Source organism: Aeromonas salmonicida subsp. salmonicida, assembly GCF_001643305.1.
Classification (GTDB): domain Bacteria; phylum Pseudomonadota; class Gammaproteobacteria; order Enterobacterales; family Aeromonadaceae; genus Aeromonas; species Aeromonas salmonicida.
Genome location: NZ_LSGW01000103.1, coordinates 41,889 through 66,711, shown reverse-complemented (window position 1 = coordinate 66,711; position 24,823 = coordinate 41,889). Strand labels below are relative to the sequence as shown.

At 60.4% G+C, this 24,823-nt stretch carries 24 protein-coding genes; 13 read left to right on the top strand and 11 right to left on the bottom strand.

Annotated elements, in window-relative coordinates; all coding sequences use genetic code 11:
- Window positions 1-153 precede the first annotated feature (153 nt).
- The 6 genes from fadB to AXW79_RS19890 all read left to right on the top strand — a co-directional run bounded on the left by fadB (window position 154) and on the right by AXW79_RS19890 (window position 7,366).
- On the top strand, window positions 154-2,301 hold the full coding sequence (fadB, locus tag AXW79_RS19910) for a fatty acid oxidation complex subunit alpha FadB (protein ID WP_005320561.1): 2,148 nt from the start codon (window positions 154-156) through the stop codon (window positions 2,299-2,301).
- 21 nt (window positions 2,302-2,322) lie between these two features.
- A complete protein-coding gene (gene fadA / locus AXW79_RS19905; protein ID WP_005320563.1) occupies window positions 2,323-3,486 on the top strand; it encodes an acetyl-CoA C-acyltransferase FadA in 1,164 nt (387 codons plus the stop codon).
- Between the two features lie 286 nt (window positions 3,487-3,772).
- Window positions 3,773-4,495 carry a response regulator gene (locus AXW79_RS19900; RefSeq protein ID WP_005320571.1) on the top strand — a complete coding sequence of 241 codons (723 nt, stop codon included), beginning with the start codon at window positions 3,773-3,775 and terminating at the stop codon, window positions 4,493-4,495.
- A 51-nt stretch (window positions 4,496-4,546) separates the two neighbouring features.
- Window positions 4,547-5,992 carry an ATP-binding protein gene (locus tag AXW79_RS19895; protein ID WP_005320573.1) on the top strand — a complete coding sequence of 482 codons (1,446 nt, stop codon included), beginning with the start codon at window positions 4,547-4,549 and terminating at the stop codon, window positions 5,990-5,992.
- A gap of 4 nt (window positions 5,993-5,996) precedes the next feature.
- Window positions 5,997-6,131, top strand: coding sequence for a hypothetical protein (locus tag AXW79_RS24015; protein ID WP_255209888.1), 135 nt, complete (start codon window positions 5,997-5,999; stop codon window positions 6,129-6,131).
- Window positions 6,128-7,366 (top strand): ABC transporter substrate-binding protein, encoded by a 1,239-nt coding sequence (locus tag AXW79_RS19890; RefSeq protein ID WP_005320576.1) that lies wholly within the window; start codon window positions 6,128-6,130, stop codon window positions 7,364-7,366. The genes AXW79_RS24015 and AXW79_RS19890 overlap by 4 nt, the downstream gene beginning before the upstream one ends.
- A 74-nt stretch (window positions 7,367-7,440) precedes the next feature.
- Here the strand turns inward: AXW79_RS19890 and AXW79_RS19885 are convergent, their stop codons facing one another.
- A complete protein-coding gene (locus AXW79_RS19885; protein ID WP_005320579.1) occupies window positions 7,441-7,632 on the bottom strand; it encodes a hypothetical protein in 192 nt (63 codons plus the stop codon).
- A 171-nt stretch (window positions 7,633-7,803) separates the two neighbouring features.
- Here AXW79_RS19885 and tusA point away from each other — a divergent pair, with 171 nt between their 5' ends.
- Together tusA and AXW79_RS19875 are read left to right on the top strand one after the other, a co-directional pair.
- Window positions 7,804-8,049, top strand: a complete 246-nt coding sequence (gene tusA, locus AXW79_RS19880; RefSeq protein WP_005320582.1) for a sulfurtransferase TusA — start codon at window positions 7,804-7,806, stop codon at window positions 8,047-8,049.
- A gap of 19 nt (window positions 8,050-8,068) precedes the next feature.
- Complete coding sequence (locus tag AXW79_RS19875) at window positions 8,069-8,416, top strand: RidA family protein (protein WP_005320589.1); 348 nt, start codon at window positions 8,069-8,071, stop codon at window positions 8,414-8,416.
- 121 nt (window positions 8,417-8,537) lie between these two features.
- Here AXW79_RS19875 and AXW79_RS19870 read toward each other — a convergent pair whose 3' ends face one another.
- Both AXW79_RS19870 and AXW79_RS19865 read right to left on the bottom strand, forming a co-directional pair.
- Window positions 8,538-9,194, bottom strand: coding sequence for an OmpA family lipoprotein (locus AXW79_RS19870; protein ID WP_005320592.1), 657 nt, complete (start codon window positions 9,192-9,194; stop codon window positions 8,538-8,540).
- 255 nt (window positions 9,195-9,449) lie between these two features.
- On the bottom strand, window positions 9,450-9,896 hold the full coding sequence (locus AXW79_RS19865) for a DNA-3-methyladenine glycosylase I (RefSeq protein WP_005320595.1): 447 nt from the start codon (window positions 9,894-9,896) through the stop codon (window positions 9,450-9,452).
- A 221-nt stretch (window positions 9,897-10,117) separates the two neighbouring features.
- Between AXW79_RS19865 and glyQ the strand changes: the two genes are divergently transcribed.
- Window positions 10,118-11,041 carry a glycine--tRNA ligase subunit alpha gene (gene glyQ, locus AXW79_RS19860; RefSeq protein ID WP_005320598.1) on the top strand — a complete coding sequence of 308 codons (924 nt, stop codon included), beginning with the start codon at window positions 10,118-10,120 and terminating at the stop codon, window positions 11,039-11,041.
- Between the two features lie 9 nt (window positions 11,042-11,050).
- Window positions 11,051-13,120, top strand: a complete 2,070-nt coding sequence (glyS, locus tag AXW79_RS19855) for a glycine--tRNA ligase subunit beta (protein WP_005320601.1) — start codon at window positions 11,051-11,053, stop codon at window positions 13,118-13,120.
- Window positions 13,121-13,251: 131 nt separating this feature from the next.
- On the opposite strand, the gene AXW79_RS19850 is transcribed toward glyS, so the two are convergent.
- Both AXW79_RS19850 and AXW79_RS19845 read right to left on the bottom strand, forming a co-directional pair.
- The gene (locus AXW79_RS19850) at window positions 13,252-13,725 is read right to left on the bottom strand and encodes a DUF2846 domain-containing protein (protein ID WP_005320602.1); all 474 of its coding nucleotides are present in this window, start codon (window positions 13,723-13,725) and stop codon (window positions 13,252-13,254) included.
- A gap of 347 nt (window positions 13,726-14,072) precedes the next feature.
- Entirely contained in the window at window positions 14,073-14,570 is a 498-nt protein-coding gene (locus AXW79_RS19845; protein WP_005320605.1) for an AAA family ATPase, read from the bottom strand.
- Window positions 14,571-14,913: 343 nt separating this feature from the next.
- Here AXW79_RS19845 and AXW79_RS19840 point away from each other — a divergent pair, with 343 nt between their 5' ends.
- Both AXW79_RS19840 and AXW79_RS19835 read left to right on the top strand, forming a co-directional pair.
- The gene (locus AXW79_RS19840; RefSeq protein WP_005320607.1) at window positions 14,914-15,711 is read left to right on the top strand and encodes a hypothetical protein; all 798 of its coding nucleotides are present in this window, start codon (window positions 14,914-14,916) and stop codon (window positions 15,709-15,711) included.
- 137 nt (window positions 15,712-15,848) lie between these two features.
- Window positions 15,849-16,613: an EAL domain-containing protein gene (locus AXW79_RS19835; RefSeq protein WP_005320608.1), complete on the top strand. Its 765-nt coding sequence runs from the start codon at window positions 15,849-15,851 to the stop codon at window positions 16,611-16,613.
- 100 nt (window positions 16,614-16,713) lie between these two features.
- Here the strand turns inward: AXW79_RS19835 and aexT are convergent, their stop codons facing one another.
- Window positions 16,714-18,141: a T3SS effector ADP-ribosyltransferase toxin AexT gene (aexT, locus tag AXW79_RS19830; protein WP_005320615.1), complete on the bottom strand. Its 1,428-nt coding sequence runs from the start codon at window positions 18,139-18,141 to the stop codon at window positions 16,714-16,716.
- 198 nt (window positions 18,142-18,339) lie between these two features.
- Here aexT and AXW79_RS19825 point away from each other — a divergent pair, with 198 nt between their 5' ends.
- The gene (locus tag AXW79_RS19825) at window positions 18,340-18,696 is read left to right on the top strand and encodes a CesT family type III secretion system chaperone (protein ID WP_005320617.1); all 357 of its coding nucleotides are present in this window, start codon (window positions 18,340-18,342) and stop codon (window positions 18,694-18,696) included.
- Between the two features lie 151 nt (window positions 18,697-18,847).
- Here AXW79_RS19825 and AXW79_RS19820 read toward each other — a convergent pair whose 3' ends face one another.
- From AXW79_RS19820 to norV, 5 genes are all read right to left on the bottom strand, one after another.
- Complete coding sequence (locus tag AXW79_RS19820; protein ID WP_005320619.1) at window positions 18,848-20,074, bottom strand: aromatic amino acid transporter; 1,227 nt, start codon at window positions 20,072-20,074, stop codon at window positions 18,848-18,850.
- A gap of 290 nt (window positions 20,075-20,364) precedes the next feature.
- Window positions 20,365-21,582 (bottom strand): 4Fe-4S binding protein, encoded by a 1,218-nt coding sequence (locus AXW79_RS19815; RefSeq protein WP_005320621.1) that lies wholly within the window; start codon window positions 21,580-21,582, stop codon window positions 20,365-20,367.
- Window positions 21,583-21,699: 117 nt separating this feature from the next.
- Entirely contained in the window at window positions 21,700-22,041 is a 342-nt protein-coding gene (locus AXW79_RS19810; RefSeq protein WP_005320622.1) for a DUF1971 domain-containing protein, read from the bottom strand.
- 51 nt (window positions 22,042-22,092) lie between these two features.
- On the bottom strand, window positions 22,093-23,259 hold the full coding sequence (gene norW, locus AXW79_RS19805) for an NADH:flavorubredoxin reductase NorW (protein WP_005320623.1): 1,167 nt from the start codon (window positions 23,257-23,259) through the stop codon (window positions 22,093-22,095).
- Window positions 23,256-24,821: an anaerobic nitric oxide reductase flavorubredoxin gene (gene norV / locus AXW79_RS19800; protein ID WP_005320624.1), complete on the bottom strand. Its 1,566-nt coding sequence runs from the start codon at window positions 24,819-24,821 to the stop codon at window positions 23,256-23,258. The genes norW and norV overlap by 4 nt, the downstream gene beginning before the upstream one ends.
- Window positions 24,822-24,823: the final 2 nt, after the last annotated feature.

Here is a 24,823-nt window from a genome sequence, read left to right as displayed (position 1 = left end):
TTTTGTGATGAGGAGCTTTTACTCGAGAACTGTTAAACAAATGTTTTAAATAGGTGTTGAAAATGTCTCCTTTTGGATCAATAGTGAGCCTCACCCCCTGCTGGGGATAAAGGAGCAACACCCCCCACCGAGTGGGAACAAGGAGACACTCTCATGATCTACCAAGGCGAAACCCTGTCGGTCAGCTACCTCGAAAACGGCATTGCCGAACTGAGGTTTGATGCCCCGGGTTCAGTCAACAAGCTGGATCGCGCTACCCTGCTCTCACTGAGCGAAGCGATCGCCGCATTACAGCAACAAGCCGATTTGAAGGGTCTGATCCTCACCTCCGGCAAAGACGCCTTTATCGTCGGCGCCGACATTACCGAATTCCTGGAACTGTTCGATCTGCCGCAAGAAGATCTGCTCGGCTGGCTGAAAAAAGCCAACGACATCTTCAGCGCCATCGAAGATCTGCCGGTGCCGACCCTCTCTGCCATCAAGGGCCACGCCCTGGGCGGCGGTTGCGAGACCATCCTCTCCACCGATTTCCGTCTGGCTGACACCAGCGCCAAGATTGGCCTGCCCGAGACCAAACTCGGTATCATGCCGGGCTTTGGCGGCACAGTCCGTCTGCCGCGGGTGATCGGCGCCGACAACGCGCTGGAGTGGATCACCACCGGCAAGGATTACCGTGCCGATGACGCCCTCAAAGTGGGCGCCATCGATGCCGTGGTCGCACCCGACGCGCTGCACAGCGCCGCCGTGCAGATGATGAAAGATGCCATCGCGGGCAAGCTGAACTGGCAGAGCCGCCGCGCAGCCAAAAAGGCCCCGCTGCGTCTCTCCAAGCTGGAAGCCATGATGAGCTTCAGTACCGCCGCCGGCATGGTTGCCGCCGTGGCGGGCAAGCACTATCCGGCCCCCATGACGGCGGTGAAAACCGTCGAAGCCGCCGCCGGCATGAGCCGTGACGAGGCCTTGGTGGTCGAGGCACAAGGCTTTATCAAGCTGGCCAAGACCGACGTCGCCAAGGCTCTGGTCGGCATCTTCCTCAATGATCAGCACATCAAGGCGCTGGCCAAGAAGGCCGCCAAGCAGGCAGCTAAGGCCACTCGCCACGCCGCCGTGCTGGGCGCCGGCATCATGGGTGGCGGCATCGCCTACCAGTCTGCCAGCAAGGGCATTCCGGCTGTGATGAAGGACATCAACGAGAAAGCGCTGGCGCTGGGCATGGGTGAAGCCACCAAGCTGCTCAACGGCCAGCTCGAGAAGGGCCGCATCGACGGCATCAAGATGGGCCAGGTGCTCTCCGCCATTACCCCGACCCTGAGCTATGACAACGTCAAGCATGTGGATCTGGTGGTCGAAGCCGTGGTCGAGAACCCCAAGGTGAAGGCCGCCGTACTGGGCGAAGTGGAAGGCATTATCGGTGACGACGCCGTGCTCGCCAGCAACACCTCCACCATTCCCATCTCCCTGCTGGCCAAGGGGCTGAAACGTCCGCAGAACTTCTGCGGCATGCACTTCTTCAACCCTGTGCACCGCATGCCGCTGGTCGAGATCATTCGCGGCGAGCAGACCTCCGATGAAACCATCAACCGCGTGGTGGCCTATGCCGCTGCCATGGGCAAGTCGCCGGTGGTGGTCAACGACTGCCCGGGCTTCTTCGTCAACCGGGTGCTCTTCCCCTACTTCTTCGGCTTCAACAAGCTGGTTGCCGATGGCGCCGACTTTGCCGCCGTCGACAAGGTGATGGAGAAGGAGTTTGGCTGGCCCATGGGCCCCGCCTATCTGCTGGACGTGGTCGGCATCGACACTGGTCACCATGCCGGTGACGTCATGGCGCAGGGCTTCCCGGCTCGCATGAGCAAGGAAGGCCGCACCGCCATCGACGTGATGTACGACGCCAGCCGCTTCGGTCAGAAGAATGGCAAGGGCTTCTACGCCTACGAGCAGGACAAGAAGGGTAAGCCGAAGAAGGTGGCCGATGTGGCCGCTTACGAGCTGCTGGCCCCCATTGCCAAGCCGAAACAGGATTTTGACAAGGAAGCTATCATAGCCGGCATGATGATCCCCATGATCAACGAGGTGGTGCTCTGCCTGGAAGAGGGCATAGTCGCCACGCCGGCCGAGGCCGACATAGCACTGGTCTATGGTCTGGGCTTCCCTCCCTTCCGTGGTGGCGTGTTCCGCTATCTGGACACCATTGGTCTGGATCGTTACGTGGCCATGGCCGACCAGTATGCCGATCTGGGCCCGCTCTACCGTGTCAGCGACCGCTTGCGCGAGATGGCTGCCCAGGGCAAAACCTTCTACTGATTGCGGAAAGGAGATCCATTCATGAAAGACGTAGTCATTGTCGACTGTATCCGGACCCCCATGGGCCGGTCCAAGGGCGGCGCCTTCCGCAACGTGCGTGCAGAAGATCTGTCCGCGCACCTGATGAGCTCCATCCTGCTGCGCAACCCCAACCTCGACCCGAACGAGATCGAGGACATCTACTGGGGCTGCGTGCAGCAGACCCTGGAACAGGGCTTCAACATAGCCCGCAACGCCGCCCTGCTGGCGGGGATCCCCAAGCAGGTAGGTGCTGTCACCGTCAACCGGCTGTGTGGCTCCTCCATGCAGGCGCTGCATGATGCTTCCCGTGCCATTCAGGTGGGTGATGGGGATATCTTCATCATCGGCGGCGTCGAGCACATGGGCCATGTGCCCATGAGCCACGGGGTCGACTTCCACCCCGGCATGGCCAAGTCGGTGGCCAAGGCCTCCGGCATGATGGGGCTGACCGCCGAGATGCTGGGCAAGCTGCACGGCATCAGCCGCCAGCAGCAGGACGAGTTTGCCGCCCGCTCCCACCGCCGCGCCTATGCCGCGACCGTGGAAGGGCGCTTCGCCAGAGAGATCGTCGGGCTGGAAGGGCATGACGCCAGCGGTGCCCGCTTCTTCTACGACTACGACGAGGTGATCCGCCCGGAGACCACGGTCGAAACCCTGAGCCAGCTGCGCCCTGTGTTCGACCCGGTCAACGGCACAGTGACCGCCGGTACCTCCTCGGCCCTGTCCGACGGCGCCTCCGCCATGCTGGTGATGAGCGCGGATCGTGCCAAGGCGCTGGGGCTGACTCCGCGCGTCAGAGTACGCTCCATGGCCGTGGCCGGTTGCGATGCCGCCATCATGGGTTATGGCCCTGTGCCTGCTACCCAAAAGGCGCTCAAGCGTGCCGGTCTGACCATAGGCGACATCGATCTGGTCGAGCTGAACGAGGCGTTCGCCGCCCAGTCACTGCCTTGCGTCAAGGATCTGGGACTGCTGGACGTGGCGGAAGAGAAGGTCAACCTGAACGGTGGTGCCATCGCTCTGGGTCACCCGCTGGGATGCTCCGGCTCCCGCATCTCCACCACACTGATCCACCTGATGGAGGAGAAGGACGCCAATCTGGGTCTTGCCACCATGTGTATCGGTCTGGGCCAGGGCATAGCCACAGTGTTTGAACGGGTGTGATGTCAACGGCTCGCCCTCACTGCGACAGTGAGGGCGAGCCAGAATTGTCTTTTTTGGGGTCGGCCTTGCCGGCCCGTCATCGAGTCTGTCGAGATCGCCACACGGGGTGATCTCCTGTCGTCGGAATCTGCGTGTTGGCCGCCCCGTTTGGGTCGGCCTTTTTTATTTAGAGAGCGCTATATGGGAGGATATTGCCCATAACCTCACATTAGATGGGGGGCTTGCTTGCTTTTTGCTCCCCCGACAGGTTCAATCTGCACAAAAAAATGGGTGGATGCACATACATATGTCAACGAGCAAACAACTGCTGATCGTCGACGACGACCAAGAGATCCGCGAGCTGCTCAATGAATACCTGACCAGGGCCGGTTTCCAGGTATTGACGGCGGCGGAAGGCAACGAGATGCGCCAGCAGCTCGCCCTGCACAGCCCGGACCTGATTATTCTCGATATCATGATGCCAGGCGACGACGGCTTTACCCTGTGCCAACAGATCCGTCGCGACTCCCAGGTACCCATCATAATGCTGACCGCAGCCTCCGATGAGGCAGACAGGGTGATCGGCCTCGAACTCGGCGCCGACGACTACATCGCCAAGCCGTTCAGCCCGCGCGAGCTGCAGGCTCGCATCAAGGCGTTGCTGCGCCGCGCCGAATTCCGCCAGCCGGAAAAAGAGAAAGAACCGAGCCGCCGCCTGCGTTTTGCCGAATGGACCCTGGACACCCTGAGCCACCAGCTGACCCACGACGATGGCAGCCTGCTGGATCTCTCCGGCAGCGACGCCCTGCTGCTCGGCATGTTCCTGCAGCAACCCGGCGTGGTGCTGGACAGGGACACCATCTCGGACGCGACCCGGGGCCGCGAGAGCCTGCCGATGGAGCGCGGCATCGACGTGCAGATCAGCCGTCTGCGCCAGAAGCTGGGTGACAACGGCAAGAGCCCGCGCATCATCAAGACCATACGCGGCAGTGGCTATATGCTGATTGCCGAAGTACACGAGATCCCGTGAAGGGTAAAAAGGTAGCAACGGCATGCTGAACGACAAAAGGCACGAGATCCCATGAGGAGTGGCTGGTTCTGGCGGGCGCTGGTTCCCCGCTCCCTGCTGTCGCGGATGCTGCTGTTGCTGCTGCTCGCCATCCTGCTCTCCCAGACCATTCTCACCGGTATCTGGATGCAACAGATCCAGAAACGGGAGCTGGAAGGCATGCTCAGCACCACCCGCAATCTGGCACTGTCGGCCGCCTCCACCGTCAACTTCTTCAAATCCCTTCCGCTGCAGTACCGCCACATAGCGCTGGATCAGCTGCGCAATATGGGGGGGAGCCGCTTCTTCGTGTCACTCAACGAGGAAGAGATCCACATCAGCGCCATCCCCGACAGCGAGCGCAAGACGCTGGTGCTCAAAGAGGTACAAGGGGTGCTGGTCCGCAAGCTCTCGGACGCCATGGCCATCAAGGTGGATTTCTCCCGCCCCGAGGACCTGCACGTCTTCAACAACGACATCCTGCTGGCGGATCTGCCCTCCTCCTGGGCCCGCTATACCCTGTCGCTGGAGCCGCTCAATCCGCCCGTGCTGGTGACCCAGATCGAGATAGAGCCGGGTGAATGGCTCTATCTGGCGGCCCTGCTGCCCGCTCCCTACATGACCCTCGACGATACTGTGATGCCGAGCAACCAGGTGCGTTTCATCGCCCTGATGACTGTCTTCCTTTGTTTCTTCACCTTCCTGCTGGTGCGCTGGCAGACTCGCCCGCTGCGTCGGCTCGCCAAGGCGGCGGTCAACCTGGGCAAGGATATAGACCAACCTTCGCTCAAAGAGGAAGGGGCGTCAGAAATCGTGGCGGCCACCCGCGCTTTCAACATCATGCAGCACCGCATCCGCCGCTATATCGATGATAGAGAGCGGCTGTTCAGCTCCATCTCCCACGATCTCAAGACCCCCATCACCCGGCTGCGGCTGCGGGTCGAGCTGCTCGACGACGAGGTGCAGATCGGCAAGTTCAACAAGGATCTGGACGAGCTGGAGCTGATGGTCAAGGGGGCGCTGCAGACGGTGAAAGACACCGACATCCACGAGAACATAGAGCAGCTGGACATAGACGCCATGCTGGAGCAGATGGCCGAGTCCATGAACCTGCATGACGAACGGCTGACCATAGAGGGCCACTGCAAGCAGCTCTACCGTGGCAAGCCGCTGGCGCTCAAGCGCTGCATCGGCAACCTGGTGGACAACGGCATCAAGTACGGCCAGAAGGTGCGCATCATCATCATGGACGACGAGGAGATGCTGATCCTCTTCATCATGGATGAGGGCCCCGGCCTGCCGGACGATCAGTTCGAGCGCATCTTCGAGCCCTACTACCGGCTCAGCACGGATCTGGCCGGCACCGGCCTTGGCTTGGGCATAGCCCGCAACATAGCCCACGCCCACGGCGGCGATCTGGTGCTGGAAAATCGCCCGCAGGGCGGCCTGCAGGCCACCCTCTCCCTACCAAGGCAGTAACCTTATGAAGTGGTTGTCTTTTTCTGTCATCACCCTGATCTCTTCGCCCGTTGCCGCCTCCCAGCGCGTCGGGGTGCTGCACGGGTGGCGTGCGGTCGGCACCGACCACTCTCCTTCACTCAAGGCTGTCACAGTATGAAGTTGTTCCCGTTTGCCATTGCCGCCCTGCTCTCCCTGCCTGTAGGCGCCTCCCAGGTGGAGGTGCTGCACTGGTGGACTTCCGGTGGCGAAGCCAAGGCGGTGGAGGTGCTTAAGTCCGAGTGGACCGAGCAGGGCAACCAGTGGAACGATTTCGCTGTGCAGGGCGGCGGTGGCAAGAGCGCCATGACGGTACTCAAGAGCCGGGCGCTGGCGGCCAACCCGCCGGAAGCGGCACACCTCAAGGGCTACGAGTTGCGGGAGTGGGCCGGACTCGGTTTTCTGCGCGACCTCACTCCCATGGCCGAACACCTCGGCTGGTATCCGCAGCTACCGGCCATGGTGCGCGAAACCCTCAGCCAGAATGGTGCCCTGATGGCGGTGCCCACCGGCATTCACCGCGTCAACTGGCTCTGGCTCAACCGCAAGGTGTTCGACAAGATGGAGCTGACCCCACCCACCGACTGGAACCAGTTTGTGGTGGTGGCAGAGCAGCTCAAGGCACAGAACATCACACCGCTCGCCATCGGCAACGAACCCTGGCAGCTGGCGGTGCTGTTCGAAACGGTGGCGCTGGGCGAGGGAGGCAAGGATTTCTATCGCAAGGCCTTCGTCGAACTGGACGGCGCGACCCTGACCGGCCCCGACATGGTACGGGTGCTGACCCGCTTCCAGCAGTTGCGCGCCTACGTGCCCAAGAGCTTCGTCGGTTTGAAGTGGCATCAAGCTACCACCCAGCTGGAAACCGGCGAAGCCGCCATGCAGCTGATGGGGGACTGGGTGAAGGGGGAACTGAGCGTGAGCAACTACAGGCCGGGTGAAGACATAGAATGCCTGCCCAGCCCGGGCAGCGACGGTCTGTTCAGCTATAACCTGGACTCCATCGCCATGTTCAAGCAGCGGGATCCCGCCCAGTTGCAGGCGCAGGGCGAGCTGGCCCAGTTGCTGATGACGCCGCGCTTCCAGCAGGAGTTCAACCGGGTGAAGGGCTCGATCCCCGCCCTTACCAAGCCGGACATGAGCAAGTTCGATCGCTGCGCCCTGCGCTCCTATCAGGATTTCCTGCTGGCGGAGCGAGAGGGCAATCTGCTGCCCAGCATGGCGGAAGGGATGGCCACGCCGACCAACATGCGCCAGGCGATCATGGATGTGCTGAGCAACTTCTTCAACGATCCCAATGCCAATCCGCAGCAGACGGCGTTGCATCTGGAGCGGGCCATGCGCTCGACCCGCTAGTCCCTTTCTCGACAGCCAGAAACGACAAAGGCGGATGGTGATCCGCCTTTGTCATTGTGGGAAAAGCTGACTGTTCAAGGATTGTCGTTCTCGTCCTCATCTTCGTCGTAGTAATCGCTGAGCTCGATCCAGAGCCCCAACCCTATCATCACCATGGCACCGAACCAGGTGCCGGTATTACCGATCGGGCTGCCCATCACTATCATGGCGAAAGCCAAGAACCCCATGCCTGCGTAGGCTTGCAATCTGCCGTAGGAGACCTGCATATTCACACCTCCTTGTTGAATATGATTCAATTTTTATATTACTCATAAGGCGAGATGTGGGTAGGGCCAGATCACACTTTGGTTACATATGCTGCATGCAGGCCTCATTGTTTGATTATTTTTTCGCCTTTAGTATCATTGGCAGCTGAATTGGTTGAAGGTTGATTATTGATGAGTGCTTTATTCTGCGACGCAACCCATGAATTGGATGCAATCGGGCTTCGTTGCCCGGAACCCGTAATGATGGTGCGTAAAAAAGTGCGCTTGATGGCCCAGGGCGAGACTCTGCTGGTCAGCGCCGACGATCCCTCAACCACTCGCGACATCCCCAGTTTCTGCCGTTTTATGGATCACACCCTGGTCGCCAGCGAGACAGAGCAGGCCCCCTACCGCTATCTGATCCGCAAAGGTCAATAAGCCCAGTTTCGGAGCAAACATGACAGCCATTACCCGAGTCGGTACCACCCAGCGTTGGTCAGACGTGGTCATCCACAACGGCACCCTCTACGTGGTGGAAGTACCCGCCACGGATGACGCCGACATTCACCAGCAAACCCGCGAAGTGCTGACCAGCCTGCAGCGCCTGCTGGAAACCAACGGCTCCGGGGTCGACAAGATCCTGATGGCCAACATCTATCTGAAGGACATTGCGGATATCGCCGCCTTCAACGAACAGTGGGATGCCTGGATCCCGGCTGGCACGGCACCGGTACGCGCCTGCGTACAAGCCCGCCTTGCCCACGAAGGCTACAAGGTGGAAGTGCAGCTGACTGCGGCAGTTTAAGCCGAGAGGTATGCCTGGCTACCCTGGCGCAAGCACCGCGGCCGTTTAAGTCCGCAACACCGGATAGCAAAAGGCCCCGCCATCACTGGCGGGGCCTTTTCGTTACCGAGACCGGAACGACTTAGGCGGTCGGGATCAGGGTAATGGTCACCCGGCGGTTCTGAGCCTTGCCGGCGGCAGTGCTGTTGGTGGCAACCGGCTGATCCGGGCCCACACCCTGGGTGGAGATACGGCTACCCGTTACCCCATGGCCGATCAGCTGGGCGGCTACGGCATCGGCACGCTGGGCGGAGAGCTTCATGTTCAGATCGCGAGAGCCTGTGCTGTCGGTGTGACCGACCACGTTCAGGCGGGTCTTGTCGAACTCGGCAACCACCATGGCAACGCCGGACAGGGTATTGGCACCGGCCGCTTTGAGCTGGGCGCTGGAGCTATCGAAAGTGACGTTGTTCGGCATATTGAGGATCAGCTCGTCGCCATTGCGGGTCACGCTGACGCCAGTGCCCTGCAGCTTCTCGCGCAGCTTGGCTTCCTGCACGTCCATGTAGTAACCGATACCGCCACCCAGGGCGGCGCCGGCGGCCACGCCAGTCAGAATACCCTTCTTGCGATCCCCCTTGCTGGAGGAGATCGCCCCCACGGCGGCGCCCGTCGCGGCACCGGCCAGCGCACCCCAGGCGGCCTTGCCAGTCTGCTGTTCGCCAGTATAGGGATTGGTAGTACAGCCGGTCAGGGCAATAGTCAGTGCCAGGGCTGGCACCAGTATCTTGGCTCGCATGAAAAAACCTCTATGAATACAGTCCGGCACCATGCCGGGGGCCGGATTGTAACGCGCCATCACGCCATTGTCTGACGCAGGTCTGAACGGCTGGCGAGAGTGGGTGTTTTTTGCGCGCCAGCGGCGCTTGGCGGGCCAAATTCGGCTACAAATGCAGCCGAATTTGTCGCAAGGAAGAGGATGGCCGACCCCCCCAGGCCATTCGGCGTGACCGATAGCCTATTGGCGGGAGCCTGGCGCAATCGATAAGCAGCCTCAGGCGGGCTGCTGACACTCGGCGTGGCAGGGGCAGCTGACCAGATGATCGTTCACCATCCCCACTGCCTGCATGAAGGCGTAGCAAATCGTGCTGCCGACGAAGTTGAAGCCGAGCTTCTTGAGCGCCTTCGACATGGCATCCGACTCCTTTGATGTGGCCGGAATATCGCCGTTGCCCTGCCGCTGGTTGACCATGGGAGCGCCACCGACGAAGCCCCAGAGGAAGTCGGCGAAGTCGATCCCCTGCGCCTGCAACGCCAGATAGGCGCGATGGTAGCTCTCGGTACGCTTCAAGATGGTGATCCACGACAGCCCCGCCTGCTGGCCATCGAGGCAGAGCTTGGCAAACAGCTCGCGGGAGTCATAGACCGGCCGGCCCCACTGCTTGTCATGGTATTCGATATATTCCGGGTCCTTGGTCACCCAGGCGCAGCGCAGTTCCATTCTTCGTCTCCTGTTATTTTTCTCTGCCCGACTCTCTGTCCGACAAGGGGATTTCATCGGCCACATGAGGGGGCTTTCATCCCGGGCCAACCAGGCCCGGCGCAGCCCCGCCCCATGAATCCCCTACAATTTCGCCTATTATCCGACCATGCCAGACGGTATACTCCTTCGGTTCACATTCAGCAAATCTTGCTCTGATTTCACTTCGCGCGAAAAACACTATGCAAAAATTCGATGTCAAAACCTTTCAGGGCCTGATCCTGCAGCTGCAGGACTATTGGTCCCGCCAGGGCTGTACCATTATTCAGCCGCTGGACATGGAAGTGGGTGCCGGTACTTCACACCCCATGACCTGTCTGCGCGCTCTGGGCCCGGAGCCCATCGCCTGCGCTTACGTGCAACCGTCCCGCCGTCCGACCGACGGCCGCTACGGTGAAAACCCGAACCGCCTGCAGCACTACTACCAGTTCCAGGTGATCATCAAGCCTTCCCCCGACAACATCCAGGAACTCTACCTCGGCTCGCTGAAAGAGCTGGGCATGGATCCTGAAATCCACGACATCCGCTTCGTGGAAGACAACTGGGAAAACCCGACGCTGGGTGCCTGGGGTCTGGGCTGGGAAGTGTGGCTCAACGGCATGGAAGTGACTCAGTTCACCTACTTCCAGCAAGTTGGCGGCCTGGAGTGCAAGCCGGTGACCGGCGAGATCACCTATGGTCTCGAGCGTCTGGCCATGTACATCCAGGGCGTGGACAGCGTCTACGACCTGGTGTGGTCCGATGGCCCGCTGGGCAAGACCACCTACGGCGATGTCTTTCACCAGAACGAAGTGGAGCAGTCCACCTACAACTTCGAACACGCCGACGTGGACTTCCTGTTCCACTGCTTCGAACAGTACGAGAAAGAGGCCCAGCACCTGCTGGCACTGGAAACACCGCTGCCGCTGCCCGCTTACGAGCGCATTCTGAAAGCTGCCCACTCCTTCAACCTGCTGGATGCCCGCAAGGCCATCTCGGTCACCGAGCGTCAGCGCTACATATTGCGCATTCGCACCCTGACCAAGGCCGTGGCCGAGGCCTACTACGCCTCCCGCGAAGCGCTGGGTTTCCCCATGTGCAAGCGCACTGAGAACAAGCAAGGTTAAGGAACGGACATGGCACAACATACATTTCTGGTAGAGATCGGCACAGCTGAGCTGCCGCCAAAAGCCCTGCGCTCCTTGGCCGAAGCCTTTGCCGACAACTTCAAAGCTGAGCTGACCAAGGCCGATCTGGCCTTCGGCGACATCGAGTGGTTTGCCTCACCGCGCCGCCTGGCGCTGAAGGTACACGCGCTGGCCAGCGAGCAGCCGAGCAAGAGCGTCGAGAAGCGCGGCCCGGCCGTCTCCCAGGCGTTCGATGCCGAAGGCAAGCCGACCAAGGCTGCCGAAGGCTGGGCCCGTGGCAACGGCATCACGGTTGAACAGGCCGAGCGTCTGGTCACCGACAAGGGTGAGTGGCTGGTTCACACCGCCAAGGTCGAAGGCCGTCCGGCCAAAGATCTGCTGGGCGAGCTGGTCGCCTCTGCACTGGCCAAGCTGCCTATCCCCAAGATGATGCGCTGGGGCGACAAGACCATCCAGTTCGTGCGTCCGGTCTTTACCGTGACCCTGCTGCTGGATGGCGAGCTGGTGCCCGCTCACATTCTGGGTATCGACTCTGCCCGCACAATTCGCGGTCATCGCTTTATGGGCGAGCCCGAGTTCACCATCGACAACGCCAGCCAGTACCCGCAGATCCTGCTGGAAAAAGGCAAAGTGGTTGCCGACTTCATGGCGCGCAAGGCCAAGATCAAGGCTGACGCCGAAGCGGCCGCTGCCGCCTTCGGTGGCGTTGCCGATCTGGACGACGCCCTGCTGGAAGAGGTCACCGCACTGGTCGAGTGGCCGGTCGTGCTGACCGCCAACTTCGAAGAGAAGTTCCTGGCCGTGCCGGCTGAGGCGCTGGTGCACACCATGAAGGGTGACCAGAAGTACTTCCCGGTCTACGACAAGAACGGCAAGCTGCTGCCGAAGTTCATCTTCGTCACCAACATAGAGTCGAAAGACCCGAGCCAGATCATCAGCGGCAACGAGAAGGTGGTGCGCCCCCGTCTCTCTGACGCCGAGTTCTTCTTCAAGACCGACCTGAAGCAGACTCTGGCCTCCCGCCTGCCGCGCCTTGAAACCGTGCTGTTCCAGCAACAGCTGGGCACAGTCAAGGCCAAGGTCGAGCGCATCGAGACCGTCGCCGGCTTTATCGCCGAGCGCATCGGCGCCAACGTGGCTCAGGCCAAGCGTGCCGGTCTGCTCTCCAAGTGTGATCTCATGACCAACATGGTCGGCGAGTTCGCCAGCACCCAGGGTGTGATGGGGATGCACTACGCCCGTCACGATGGCGAAGACGAAGTGGTGGCCGTGGCCCTGAACGAGCAGTACATGCCGCGCTTCGCCGGTGATGCCCTGCCGTCCGCTCTGGAAGCCTGCGCCGTTGCGCTGGCCGACAAGCTCGACACCCTGGCCGGTATCTTCGGCATCGGCATGCTGCCCAAAGGCGATAAAGACCCCTTCGCCCTGCGCCGCGCCGCCATCGGTGCCCTGCGCATCATGACCGAGAAGCAGCTGGATCTGGATCTGGTTGAACTGGTTGAAGAAGCGGTACGCGTCTACGGCGACAAGCTGACCAACAAAACCGTCGTCACCGACGTGGTCGACTTTATGCTGGGCCGCTTCCGCGCCGCCTATCAGGACGAAGGCATAGGTGCCGATGTGGTGCTGGCCGTACTGGCCCGCCGCCCGACCCGTCCGCTCGACTTCGATCGTCGCGTCAAGGCCGTCAGCCACTTCCGCAGTCTGGATGCCGCACTGGCATTGGCTGCTGCCAACAAGCGCGTCAGCAACATTCTGGCCAAGGTCGAAGGCGAACTGCCGACTGCCGTCAAACCGGAACTGCTGCAAGACGCTGCCGAGAAGGCGCTGGCCACCCAGGTTGCCGAACTGCAAGCCGAACTGGCCCCGCTGTTCGCTGCCGGTGACTATCAGGCTGCCCTCACCCGTCTGGCCGCCCTGCGCGAGCCGGTCGACACCTTCTTCAACGAAGTGATGGTGATGGCCGACGACGAAGCCCTCAAGGCCAACCGTCTGGCGTTGCTGAACAACCTGCGCAACCTGTTCCTGCAAGTCGCGGATATCTCCCTGCTGCAGTGATTCTGGTTGAGTAAGTGATATAAAAAACGGCGCCGCGAGGCGCCGTTTTTTATTATCAATACCGGGAAGCAAGTTCCTCACAAAAAGGCACCAGTGGCACCTCTCAATTAAATATTTTACTCTGGAGTGTATTAACTACTGCAAATACCTGATTTAGCTAGTTGCACGCTTTCCTTGGAAACTACACGCTTACCTTCACTTTCGGAAACCGCTTCAAGGTTGGCACCACCAACAAAAACGCCCATCTTGATATATTGACGGAAGAAGTAGTTTTTCCCAGGCTCAGGGATAATAGAAATCTTGTTATCGGAGAACTCGGATTCGGTGGAAATATCATGTTTGTTTCCGCCGGTAATTTGCTTATAGAGGAAAGTGCGATCGGCAGTCTCACCCAGACATGCGGAGTCGACATAAACATCTTTCTTCAGTGCCTTCCCAACAAAGCTGTCTCGGTAGATATAAAGACCCGCCATATTATTTTCCGGCACTGGGAATGCCTTGAGTTTGGCATTTTCCTGAGCATTTTCCATTGGAACACTGGCGCAGCCAGCGAGCAGAAAGGCTCCCAGCACAGATGAAACCAGTGCCAGTTTTTTTAAAATCATGAAGGATTCTCCGTACAAAATTTAGCCTTAAAGTTATTTTTAATTATCAAGAAATGCTATCCCTGACGGCCAAGGATTTGACCATACGAATCTTCATCTCACCAGTGGCATTTCAAATTTAAGTCTCTGAAATAATCACGATGTGACACACATCAAACTGGAATATAGAAAATTGTACAACATCCGAAACAACAGGCGATTAGAACTACAAGCGGTACTGGCATAGTTCACACCAGCGGTGTCATGCCATCTAATGATGCGTGAGTTATAGATCTTTATATAAGGCTATTTTAGGCAAACTAGAATAGCCCTGACGTTCGATTGGCGAAGTGCAATCGAACTTCCTTCTACCTCAACGCGGCGACAATCTTTTCCACGCTCTGGGCTACCGACAGGGTGGCGCTATCCAGTATCAGGCGATCCCTGTCCCAGGGTTCATAGTCGCGGGCGAGCACCGCCTGCCAGTCCGGCAATGCAAATCCCGCAATATCGGCCGTCCGGCTCTCGACCCGTTCGCGGTGCACACTCGGATTGGAGCAGACAACCTCTATATCGAGACAGGGAGCCCCGACCGAGAGGGCGATGTCGTGGTAAGCATCCCGGGTGATCTGTATGGGGTTAACGGAATCCGTGATGACGGTCGAGCCGAGTTTCAGGTTTTCTCTGGCCAGCCCATAGGCAACGAAATAACCGGCCGGCCCCATCTCTTCCCCCGTCCGTTCGGCGTCACGAATGGCCTGCTCTATGGTATCGATGCGCAGATAGACGGCACCCAACCGCTGGGCCAAGGCACGCGCAATGGTGCTCTTTCCGCTGCCCGGCAAACCACTGAAGATAATCAGCATCGTGTTCCCTTGTGATGAAAAAGCTTGCCGGCATTTTCCCCGCGATGGAGGCCCTGAGTCCAGCGCCGGTGTGCCGGCACACTCGCCCGATCACCACGACACAAAGCTGACCAAAACGGGGACACCCACCTAGTTCCAGCCTTTGACAACTCACTCCCCCTCCATGTCCTGCCGAGCCGGATCACGCCAGTCGCGCCGAGCCGTGACCGGGCGTAACATAGCTGGCCCACTCATCGCTTTTTCAGGCACGGTTAACCCCCGAAAAATCTGAATCGGCGACGACCGTGGACTAGGATGATGAAAACAACCTCCTGTTAATAGCCGCTGACCATCAGGGAAATTCATGCTGCAGAGACCCAGCTTCTGCCTCTTCTTTTCTGCCATGCTGCTCCTGCTGCACGCTTCATTGGTAATGGGCGCACCGACCAAAGGCACCATCACCCTGGTGAGTTCGCTGGATACCAAGGAGTCCATGTACGGACGCTGGCTGAAGCTGATTTATCAGGATGCCTTTGCACGCCTTGGCTACGACTTCATCTATGCCGGTTACCCGGGCGGGCGAGCCCCCCATATGGCCGAAAGCGGCGAGGTCGATGGCGAGATACATCGTGCCACCGAATATCAACTGCAAACCCGCCATCTGCTGAAAGTCCCCGAATCCCACTTCACCCTTTCCTATGAGGCGTATGCCGCCATTCCGGGTATTCAGCTCAAGGGGTGGAGCAGCCTGCTCGGCACCTCTTATCGGGTGGAATACCGCCGCGGGGCCAAGTTGCCAGAGTTGGCACTGTCCAGAGTGGTGGCGCCCGCCCAGCTGTTTGATATCAGCACTGTGGATCAGGGAATGGGCAAACTGCTCAAGGGGCGCAGCGATCTCTATATTGAGCAAACCATGGTAGCCAGACAGGCTATAGCCGCGCTGATCACCAGGTCTGAAGCCGGCACCAGGATCTATTCCGCAGGCATCATGGATACCCTTGACTCATATGTTTATCTGCACGAGAGACATAAAACCCTGGTGGCCCAGCTGGCGCTCGTTATCCGCCAGATGAAACTGGAAGGCGCCATAGCCCGTTATCAACAACAAGCGCTGCAAGAGAGCACACCCTGGCAACCGGCCTGGCCTCTTTCCGGCAGATAGCGTTTAGTGTTCAATGACAGCAAATTCACCTGTTGGCAGACCGTTTTCCGGGCGCCATCCAGGCTTGTTATCATTTGAGGCTGGATATAGGCTTGATATCGCGCTCCGGCTCACCAGTCCCCCTGTATGAGGAAAGCATGGACATACCTTCTGCTCCCCCCCAGCTATCGTGCCAACAGTGCCAGGAAAGCGGGGATCTCGGCTTCGATTTCACCATGGCCTTTCAACCCATAATCCGCTGTCGTACCCGTACCATATTTGGCTATGAAGCGCTGGTCAGGGGGATCAATAACGAACCCGCCCACTCAGTGATTTCACGGGTCAACGATGACAATCGCTACCGCTTTGATCAGCTTTGCCGGATCAAAGCCATTGCACTGGCGGCCAAACTCAAGATGCAGGGAATGCTGAGCATCAATTTCCTGCCCAATGCGGTTTATCGTCCGGAGCGCTGCATCCGCACCACCTTGCAAGCCGCGCGGGAGCACCAGTTTCCCATCGAGCAGATCATGTTCGAGTTCACCGAAGTGGAGCGCGTGGCGGATAACCAGCATATTCGCCACATAGTGGATCACTATCAGGCACTCGGTTTCAAGACGGCGATGGATGACTTTGGCGCCGGATATTCCAGTCTCAATCTGCTGGCAGATTTTCTGCCAGACATCATCAAGCTGGATATGCATCTGTTGAGAGGGATCGATAAAGACAAGGTCCGCCAGGCCATTGTGCGCCACTGTCTCGCCCTCTTTGAGGAGTTGAACATCACCCCCCTGGCGGAAGGGATCGAAACCCGGGATGAAATGGCATGTCTGCAGGAGATGGGGATAGACCTGATGCAGGGTTATCTGTTTGCCCGCCCCGGCTTTGAAACCCTGCCCGAGGTGGATTTCGTCAGCCTGTAAGTCATATCGGCCTGCACTGAGCACCCTCTGCCCCACTCCCGCCAGCATAAAAAACGGACACCCGAGGGTGTCCGTTCCCATAAGCTTTCGTGCTATCTGGTCACGCCAAATCGAGCCCGCGCATCTTCAGACGGATATCTTGCTCTTGCGGCTTGTCGGCACCGCCCGCTCCTCTTGCCAGATCCAGCCCGTCCAGCAGCCCCTTGCTGTGGCCGCTTTGTTCCCCCAGCGAGGCCTCTTCCAGTACCCGCCGGGTGACGCCCCGTTCATCTTTGGCACTGAGCAATACCCGCATATCAGTCTCTTTGTTATAGAGGATCTCCTGCTCGTCACCTTCAACGGATATGTCGCTGACATCGATCCCCGAGCGGCCAAATATCGTGGATATGGAGCCTGAACCACCAAAGTTGGTTGCCACCTTGGGATCCCGAGAGGTGGAAAGATAAGCGACATCATGACCGACTTGCCCCTCTGCCACCTCGTTGAACGCATCGCCGCCGTGGGTACCGCGGAAGGTCTTGATCAACTGCTCGGTGGGGGTACTTTTCTCAAAAGCGGTGGACATACCCTGATCGATCAACGCTTGCCCTGCATCCAGCTGCTTTTCCTGACGCAGCGAGCGATTCAGGTGCTGGTATTCGCCGTTGGTGTAGAGCCCAAGCGCCATCACTTCAGCATCGCTGTAAGTACCGTGGGGCTGTTCACCCAGATATTGCTCGGCCTCCAGGCCGAATTGCTCCTGCAAGCCCTCTGCCAGCGCCTTGTCGGCAGGCTCAACGTTAACTTCGCTCTCACCGCTTTGGAGCGGCGCCACAGCGGCCGCTGTGGTCGCGCTTCGCGCCGGTTCGCCAGCAACTTCTGCCTTTACAGCGCGCTGCAGGTCGGCAACTTCACCCATCGCGGTGTGTAGCTGGCTCATAGCCTCCTTCAACAGTTCGGGGGGGGCGCTGGTGAGCAGCTCGGTCACCTTGCCGCCTACCGACCCCCACTGCTGGAGCGGGATACCGGCGATGGGGCGGGCCAGCAGCCCGGTAGCCAACTCCCGGAGTTGCGGTTGCTGAGATCCTATGACAACGGCCTGCAACGCGGTGCAGAGAGAGCGCAGGGGGCCATTGCCGGTCGCCAGACTGGCGTGATCCTTGCCCAATTGTTCGCCTGTGATGTTGTTCAACACGTCCGCCTTGGCGAAGCCACCCAGCGAGCTACCAAATGCAGCCTGCTTCATCAGTCGCTGAAGATCCTCGGGGGAAACGGCGGTTTGCGCCTTCGGCGCAGCGGCACGCTTGTCCGTCCCCAGCAGGTTGCTGATCCACTCTTTGATGGCCACGAACGGGCGGGCCAGCTGGGCCCCCAGTCGCGAGAGCAGCCCCTGCCCTTTTTGCGGTTCGCTGCGACTGCCCAGCAGGATCGCATCTTGTCCGGTGGCGACCTGACGCGCCTCCATCTGACCCATCCGGCCAACTCCGGTCGTGGCATCACTGTGGTGAGCGACGGCCTGTGTGCCGACGGTGTTTGCTTGAATCTGCATGATGATTGTCTTCTTGTGATGTTTCGCCGCCAGTCTAGGAGAGGGTATCAACAGGGACTATCGGGATTGGTCGCGATTTTTGTACTGAGCGCGGCGCGCCATCCTGCTGACCGAAAAGCTAAAAAATGAGAGCCACCATTAACAGTGCCGCTGGCGGCGACCTGCTCTAATGGCGCCATCATCAATCTGGAGCCATCAATGAACTCTCTTTATCACGCCGCCATCCACCAGCTGTTTCTCTCCCTCTCGCTTCCTCAGCCGCAGCAGGAGGAAAGCGTCACCAGCCTGCAGATCGGCGAACTGACCTGCCACCTGACCGAGCACCCAGCCGACTATCTGCTGATGTTTACCCGTCTTGAGGTAGCTAGCGGCGCCCAGGCCGCCGCGCAAAACCTGTTTAGTCAGGACCCTTGCAAACCCGTTCTGGGTTTTGACCCCGACGATCTGACGCCGGTGTTGTGGAGTCGCCAGCCGTTGCAGCAGCTGGATCGCGCCCAGATCCATCACCAGCTGGAGCAACTGGTCTCTGCCGCTGACGAGCTAAGCAGGTGGTAACAGGCACGCCCGCAACCAGACCACATAGAATCCAGGGCAACTCTCAAAACTAAAGTACGGGTCTTCCATCAGCGGCACCTACAACAAAACGGCGCCCGAAGGCGCCGCTTTGTTGATCCCCACAAGTAAAAGCGGGGCTGGCCATGCTTGATCAGCCGGTATAGACAGGCAGCAGACCCGCCATATTGAGCAGGTGGAAGAGGGCGGTCAGCACACCGAACAGCAAAACCCCCACTATCATCGGCAGGCCGCCCGGCGCGCGGAAGCCATCGCCTTTGCCGCCTTGCTCGCTCTTGCCGGCGCGCACCTTCCAGGCCAGCAGGGCCGGTATGATGCAGGTCCAGAGGGTCGCCACTGCGCCTGCGTAGCCGATGGCCATCAGGAAACCGAACGGGAACAGCAGGGAGAGCAGCAGCGGTGGCAGGAAGGTCACGCCCCATGACTTGGCACGGCCCTTGGGGCTGTTGTCGAACTTGAACAGATCCGCCAGATAGTCGAACACACCCAGACCCACACCGATAAAGGAGGAGAGGATGGCGGCCATGGAGAAGAGGTTGAGGGCGCTGGAGACGGCCTCCGACTCGATCACCGAAGCCAAGGCCTTGAGCAGCACGTCGACGTTACCGCCCTGGGCCACCACGGGCCCGAACTCGCTGCGCGGCAGGTTGCCGAACACGCTCACCAGCCAGATGAGGTAGAACAGCAGCGCTATGGCGGTACCACCGAGAATGGCGTAACGGGCGCGGCGCTCCTCACCGTAATAGGCGCGCATGGAGGAGACAGAGTGGTGATAACCGAACGAGGTCAGTGCCACCGGCAGCATGGCAAGCGCATAGGGTGCATAGCTGGCGTGCTCGCTCAGGGTATCGAACAACAGGGTCGGCTTGATGTTGAGGGAGAGACCCGAGATACCGAACACGAAGCTCAGCCCCATGGCGATGACCAGCACGACCGAGATGCGATCCACAGCCCGGGTCGAGTGCCATACCAGCCAGGAGAAGCCCAGGGTGAACAGAACTGAGGCCCAGTGGCTGCCGATCCCCGTCATCCCATCTATGATGAGACCGGCCGAGGTGATGTAGGCATAAAGCAGTATGCCACCGACGAAGTAGACGGTGATGTTGTTGAGGGCGTTGACCTTCTCTCCCAGCAACTCCCGGGTCACGGTATCGAACGACACGCGCAGCGGATAGCCCTGATAGGATTCCAGCAGCATCCAGCCGGAGACCGTCATCACCACCATAGTCAGGGTAATTGCCAGGATGGACCAGATGGTCCAGGCACCCGCCCCGGCACTCGGCAAGCCCAGCATGCCGGCCCCCACACAGACGCCGGCAATGATGCATGCCCCGCCCACCAAAGATGGTTTCTGTCCCATTTACTTCTCCAAAGACGATTGTGGATCTGGTCGCGACCGCGGACCGTTGCATTTGCTACGCCGGTTGTCATGGTAGATCGCGCTCATCTATGCTGCCGGCGCCCAGTGCTTGCTGCTTCGAAAGCGCAGCAAGGTGTGACCAGGGCTAGCTGCCGGCACGACATGGCAGCAGGGCCATCATGTCGGGGAGGGGACTTTACCCTGCTACCCCTCAGGTATCAAATGCGGATGCATCCTCAGACAGCCCGGCGACCCCCTCAAAGGAGCACCTGCCACTGACTCATCTGTGCTCAATGAGCCAGTTGGGGCAACAGCTGCAGCAGCTGGGCCCGCACCGCCAGCGGTGTCTGGCTAACCCAGATATCCAGCAGGCCGTAGGAGAGCAGCGGCAGTATCAACAACAGCAGGCAGAGCATACCCAGCAGCCAGCGAGGCGTGAGCCGGCTCGTTTTGCTGCCAAGGTGCAGCGCATCGGCGCTTTTGGGGCAGGCGGCGACACAGCTCATGCAGCTGCTGCACTCCAGACTGCGCACCGCGATCAGCTGATGTACCTGAATGCGGGACGGGCAGGCCCGGCTGCACTTGTCGCAGTCATGGCCAGCGCTGCGCAGGCAGCGGGCCGGGTCGCGGCGAATACGCAGCGGGGTCAACAAGCCCAGCAGGGCGAGCCAGGCGCCGTAGGGGCAGAGATAGCGGCAGAAGCCCTGCCGAAAGAGGGTTGTGAGCAGCAGTACCCAGCCCAGACAGAGGCCGGAGATGAGGTTCAAATTGAAGAAAAAGGCGCCCATCTTCATGTCCGCCGCCTGATGATAGGGACTGGCGAGATAGCCGGGCAGGGCGGCAGCGGGCACCGCCAGCAGAATGATGAAGAGCAAAAAGCCGAGCACCAGGAATTTCTGGGAACGCAGCACGGCATCGAGCCAGCGCGGCGGCGTCCACTCCCCCGCCATCAATCGACTGCGCAGACGATGCAGCCACTCACCCACCAGCCCGATCGGGCAGAACCAGGCGCAGAAGGCCCGCCCCAGCAGCAGGGCCGACAGGCAGAACACCAGCACAGTGACGGTCGCCGCCGGATGATGGGGATCCACTATGCCCTGACTGAGCCAGGCCCGCAGCCCGAGCCCGCCGGCGATGGGCAGGAAGCCATCCACCACGTCCGGACGTACCAGCCAGGGGCTCATCCCCTGCCCCAGCTGCCAGATATGCAGGCCGTACTGCACAGTCACCAACCCCCAGCAGAGCAGCAGCAGATGGCGAGTCCGGGCCCGCAGCGGCTGGCTGTTGATCTCGCTTGGCATCGGTAGCGGCTTGTAGCGATGAAACAGGCTGAGGGTACCAACCACCAGCCCCAGTGCGAGCCAGAGGGTGAGATCCGCCGCCACCAGCCAGCCGGCGAACAGCAGGCCGAGGGCAAGATGCCACCGCCAGCCGGACCGCGCCTGCCACGCCAACAGGACCAGATAGACCAGGCCAGCCACCATGGTCATCGCTTCAATCAGGCTCATGCATCTCCCTCATAGCACTCATTCGGATAAGGGGGCAGGATAACGAACATCCGAGTTGATTATTTTGATCTGCATGGGCAGAGGGGGCCATTCACCCGGATTGGCCCCCACCCGTTCTCACCCTTTGCGGCTGTTGAACAGGGGCTGATCGGATTCTGCCTGCTCGGCCCAGAAGTGGATGTTGAAGCGGGCATCCTCCGACAGTTCGACCCTGTGCCAGTACCGGGGCTGGCTGGTGGCAAACTCCCCAGCCCGGATCACCAGGCTGACTTCGGGCTCCTCGGCCTGCTCGTCGGCAAAGCCGTGATAGGTGACTGTGCCCGCCATCACGCAGAGCTGGCCGAACACCCCGGCCGCCGTGTTGTGGTGGCTGAGCAGGGCCTGGGGCACATTCTCGCGGGTGAAGAAGGGGGTGGAACGACGCACCACCCAGTGAGACGGAATAAGTTGCATGGACATATCAGTTCTCCTCAAGTGGCCGGGTCAACCCGGCCTGGTGTTATCAATGAATCAACGGGGTAGCTGGCGCAGCAGCGGAAAGGCGGCACTCATCTGATCGCCCCCCACCACGAAGCCGCACAGCTCGCCATCCTCAGCGCGCGCCTCGGCCACCAGGCCATGGCTGTTCCAGCGGCACTGCCAGGCGAGATCCTCGCCCTTGGTGCGGCCCGCCAGCTGCAAGGGGTAACGCGGGGTCTTCACCTTCACCAGCATGGGCGGCAGGGTCAGTGGGGTCGGCGTGCCAAGCAGGGTGCGCGCCAGCGCATTGGCCCCCAGCACTATTGGTTGCAGGAAGGGGAGCAGCTGCCCTCGCCACTGGGCGCAATCACCCAGTGCGAAGATATGGGGAGCGCTGGTCTGCAAGCTGTCGTCGACCAGGATGCCGCGCTCGACCGCGAGCCCGGCGGCTTGTGCCAGTACCAGATTCGGCTTCAGGCCGATGGCGGCGATCACCAGATCCTGCTCGCTGGTGCGGCCATCGGTCAGGGTCACCCGCCAGCCGTCGCCGGGCTGGGCATCTATCCTAGCGATGCCCAGCCCGAACTGCAGGCTGACCCCCTGACTGCGCAGTGCCTGCTGCAGTGGCTGACTCAGCACTGCCGGCAACAGGGCGCTGAGCGGGCTGTCGGCCAGATCCACCAGAGTGACCTCGCGACCATCGCTCGCCATGTCCATCGCCAGCTCGCAGCCAATCAGTCCTGCCCCCAGCACCAGGATGCGGCGGGCCTGCTGGATTGGCCCCTCGGCAGCGGCGTACTCCTGCTGACTGTTGAGGGTCACCAACTGCTCACTGCCAGGCAGGTCGGGGCGGGCCGCACTGGCGCCGGTGGCCAGCACCAGCTGACCATAGGCAAACTCCCCCTGCACGGTCATCACAATACGACGAGCGGGATCGATGCCAAGCACGGGGCAATGGGGCACCAACGCGATGCGCTGCTGCTCGGCAAAGTCGCTGCCGCTCAGCCGGGTCATGGCCGCTGCGGTGCAACCTCGACTCACCACGTGGCTGAGATCCGGCTTGTTGTACTCGTCGCCGCTGTCGGCCGTGATGAGACGAATGGGCTGCTCGGCATCCAGCTTGCGCAGGCTTTTGACCAGTTGCTGGGCAGCGAAGCCGCTGCCGATCACCAATATCTCCCGGCTGACACCGGCCTCACTCAGAGTCGCAGCCTTCATACACAGGCCTCCACCGCGCAGGGCTCGAATACCTCCTTGCCGATGCCGCAGCCGGGGCAGAGGAAGCTGTCTGGGACCCGGGCCCAGGGAGTTCCCGGCGCCACCAGCTGATCCGGCTCACCGAGGGCCGGGTCATAGATCCACTGGCAGACGGTGCAGAGCATGGGCTGGTCATCGTCCTGCTCGCAGGTGGTCGGGGCCACGCCGCGAGATACCGGGAGCTCCATCGCACCAGAAAAAGCGGGGACACCCACCTCAACCACACCAGCAGAAGCTGGGACACTCATCTCAACCACAACTCCTGCCTCAACTACCGGAGCCGCTGCGGCGCTAGTTGTGATGATCGGACAGGGCGCCTCAAGCGGGTGCAGCGCCCACTGGCGGGCCAGCTGGCGACCATGCTCGCGGCACAGGGCCAGCGCCGATCCGTCGGGGCGCCACTTGGCCTTGAGGGAGATGCTGATGTCGAATCCCGCATCCATCAGCCGGGTCTGGATCCGGTCAACAGCACCACCGGTCCAGCCGTAGCTGCCGAAGGCCGAGGCGCGCTTGTTTCTGAAGCGCAGGCCGGTGATCTCTTCGAGCATGCCCGCCACCTTGGGCATCATGACATTGTTCATGGTGGAGGAGCCCACCAGCACCCCCTTGGAGCGGAACACCTGGGTCAGGATTTCGTTCTTGTCATGGCGCGCCACGTTGTAGATCTTCACCGCCACCCCGGGGTCCACCTCGTGGATGCCCTGGGCAATTGCATCGGCCATCATGCGGGTATTGTTGGACATGGAGTCGTAGAAGAGGGTGATGCGATCCTCCTGGTAGTGGTCGGCCCACTCCAGGTATTTCAGGATGATCTGGGTGGGATCGTCGCGCCAGACGATGCCGTGGGAGGTAGCCACCATGCTCACCGGCAGGTTGAAGCCCAACACTTCCTTGATCTTGGCGGTCACCAGCGGGCTGAAGGGGGTGAGTATGTTGGCGTAGTAGCGCTGGCACTGCTCCATCAGCTCGGTCTGATCCACCTCGTCGTTGAACAGGTGCTCGTCGCAGTAGTGCTGGCCGAAGGCGTCGTTGGAGAAGAGCACCGCATCCTCCGTCATATAGGTCATCATGCTGTCAGGCCAATGCAGCATGGGAGTCTCGATAAACACCAGCTGCTTGCCGTTGCCGATATCCAGGCTGTCGCCGGTTTTCACCGGGTGGAAGTTCCACTCTGGATGATGATGGTGGCCGGTGATGGAGTCGATGGCGTTGTGGGTGCAGTAGATGGGGGTGCCCGGGATGCGGGCCATCAGCTCGGTCAGGGCACCGGCATGATCCTCCTCGGCGTGGTTGATCACGATAACGTCGATGGAGGCGAGATCGATCTCGGCCGCCAGATTCTGCACAAACTCGCGGCTGAACTTGTGATCAACGGTGTCGATCAGCACGTTCTTCCCTTCGCGGATGAGATAGCTGTTGTAGCTGGTACCCTTGTGGGTCTTGTACTCGGTGCCGTGAAAGTCGCGCACCTCCCAGTCCCGTTGGCCGACCCAGTGAATGTTGTTTTTGACGTGAATGGTCATCA

Bases quoted from the DNA above. Each gene is read 5' to 3' on its own strand.
- fadB (WP_005320561.1), top strand. From the start codon at position 154: ATGATCTACCAAGGCGAAACCCTGTCGGTCAGCTACCTCGAAAACGGC.
- fadA (WP_005320563.1), top strand. From the start codon at position 2,323: ATGAAAGACGTAGTCATTGTCGACTGTATCCGGACCCCCATGGGCCGG.
- AXW79_RS19900 (WP_005320571.1), top strand. From the start codon at position 3,773: ATGTCAACGAGCAAACAACTGCTGATCGTCGACGACGACCAAGAGATC.
- AXW79_RS19895 (WP_005320573.1), top strand. From the start codon at position 4,547: ATGAGGAGTGGCTGGTTCTGGCGGGCGCTGGTTCCCCGCTCCCTGCTG.
- AXW79_RS24015 (WP_255209888.1), top strand. From the start codon at position 5,997: ATGAAGTGGTTGTCTTTTTCTGTCATCACCCTGATCTCTTCGCCCGTT.
- AXW79_RS19890 (WP_005320576.1), top strand. From the start codon at position 6,128: ATGAAGTTGTTCCCGTTTGCCATTGCCGCCCTGCTCTCCCTGCCTGTA.
- AXW79_RS19885 (WP_005320579.1), bottom strand. From the start codon at position 7,632: ATGCAGGTCTCCTACGGCAGATTGCAAGCCTACGCAGGCATGGGGTTC.
- tusA (WP_005320582.1), top strand. From the start codon at position 7,804: ATGAGTGCTTTATTCTGCGACGCAACCCATGAATTGGATGCAATCGGG.
- AXW79_RS19875 (WP_005320589.1), top strand. From the start codon at position 8,069: ATGACAGCCATTACCCGAGTCGGTACCACCCAGCGTTGGTCAGACGTG.
- AXW79_RS19870 (WP_005320592.1), bottom strand. From the start codon at position 9,194: ATGCGAGCCAAGATACTGGTGCCAGCCCTGGCACTGACTATTGCCCTG.
- AXW79_RS19865 (WP_005320595.1), bottom strand. From the start codon at position 9,896: ATGGAACTGCGCTGCGCCTGGGTGACCAAGGACCCGGAATATATCGAA.
- glyQ (WP_005320598.1), top strand. From the start codon at position 10,118: ATGCAAAAATTCGATGTCAAAACCTTTCAGGGCCTGATCCTGCAGCTG.
- glyS (WP_005320601.1), top strand. From the start codon at position 11,051: ATGGCACAACATACATTTCTGGTAGAGATCGGCACAGCTGAGCTGCCG.
- AXW79_RS19850 (WP_005320602.1), bottom strand. From the start codon at position 13,725: ATGATTTTAAAAAAACTGGCACTGGTTTCATCTGTGCTGGGAGCCTTT.
- AXW79_RS19845 (WP_005320605.1), bottom strand. From the start codon at position 14,570: ATGCTGATTATCTTCAGTGGTTTGCCGGGCAGCGGAAAGAGCACCATT.
- AXW79_RS19840 (WP_005320607.1), top strand. From the start codon at position 14,914: ATGCTGCAGAGACCCAGCTTCTGCCTCTTCTTTTCTGCCATGCTGCTC.
- AXW79_RS19835 (WP_005320608.1), top strand. From the start codon at position 15,849: ATGGACATACCTTCTGCTCCCCCCCAGCTATCGTGCCAACAGTGCCAG.
- aexT (WP_005320615.1), bottom strand. From the start codon at position 18,141: ATGCAGATTCAAGCAAACACCGTCGGCACACAGGCCGTCGCTCACCAC.
- AXW79_RS19825 (WP_005320617.1), top strand. From the start codon at position 18,340: ATGAACTCTCTTTATCACGCCGCCATCCACCAGCTGTTTCTCTCCCTC.
- AXW79_RS19820 (WP_005320619.1), bottom strand. From the start codon at position 20,074: ATGGGACAGAAACCATCTTTGGTGGGCGGGGCATGCATCATTGCCGGC.
- AXW79_RS19815 (WP_005320621.1), bottom strand. From the start codon at position 21,582: ATGAGCCTGATTGAAGCGATGACCATGGTGGCTGGCCTGGTCTATCTG.
- AXW79_RS19810 (WP_005320622.1), bottom strand. From the start codon at position 22,041: ATGTCCATGCAACTTATTCCGTCTCACTGGGTGGTGCGTCGTTCCACC.
- norW (WP_005320623.1), bottom strand. From the start codon at position 23,259: ATGAAGGCTGCGACTCTGAGTGAGGCCGGTGTCAGCCGGGAGATATTG.
- norV (WP_005320624.1), bottom strand. From the start codon at position 24,821: ATGACCATTCACGTCAAAAACAACATTCACTGGGTCGGCCAACGGGAC.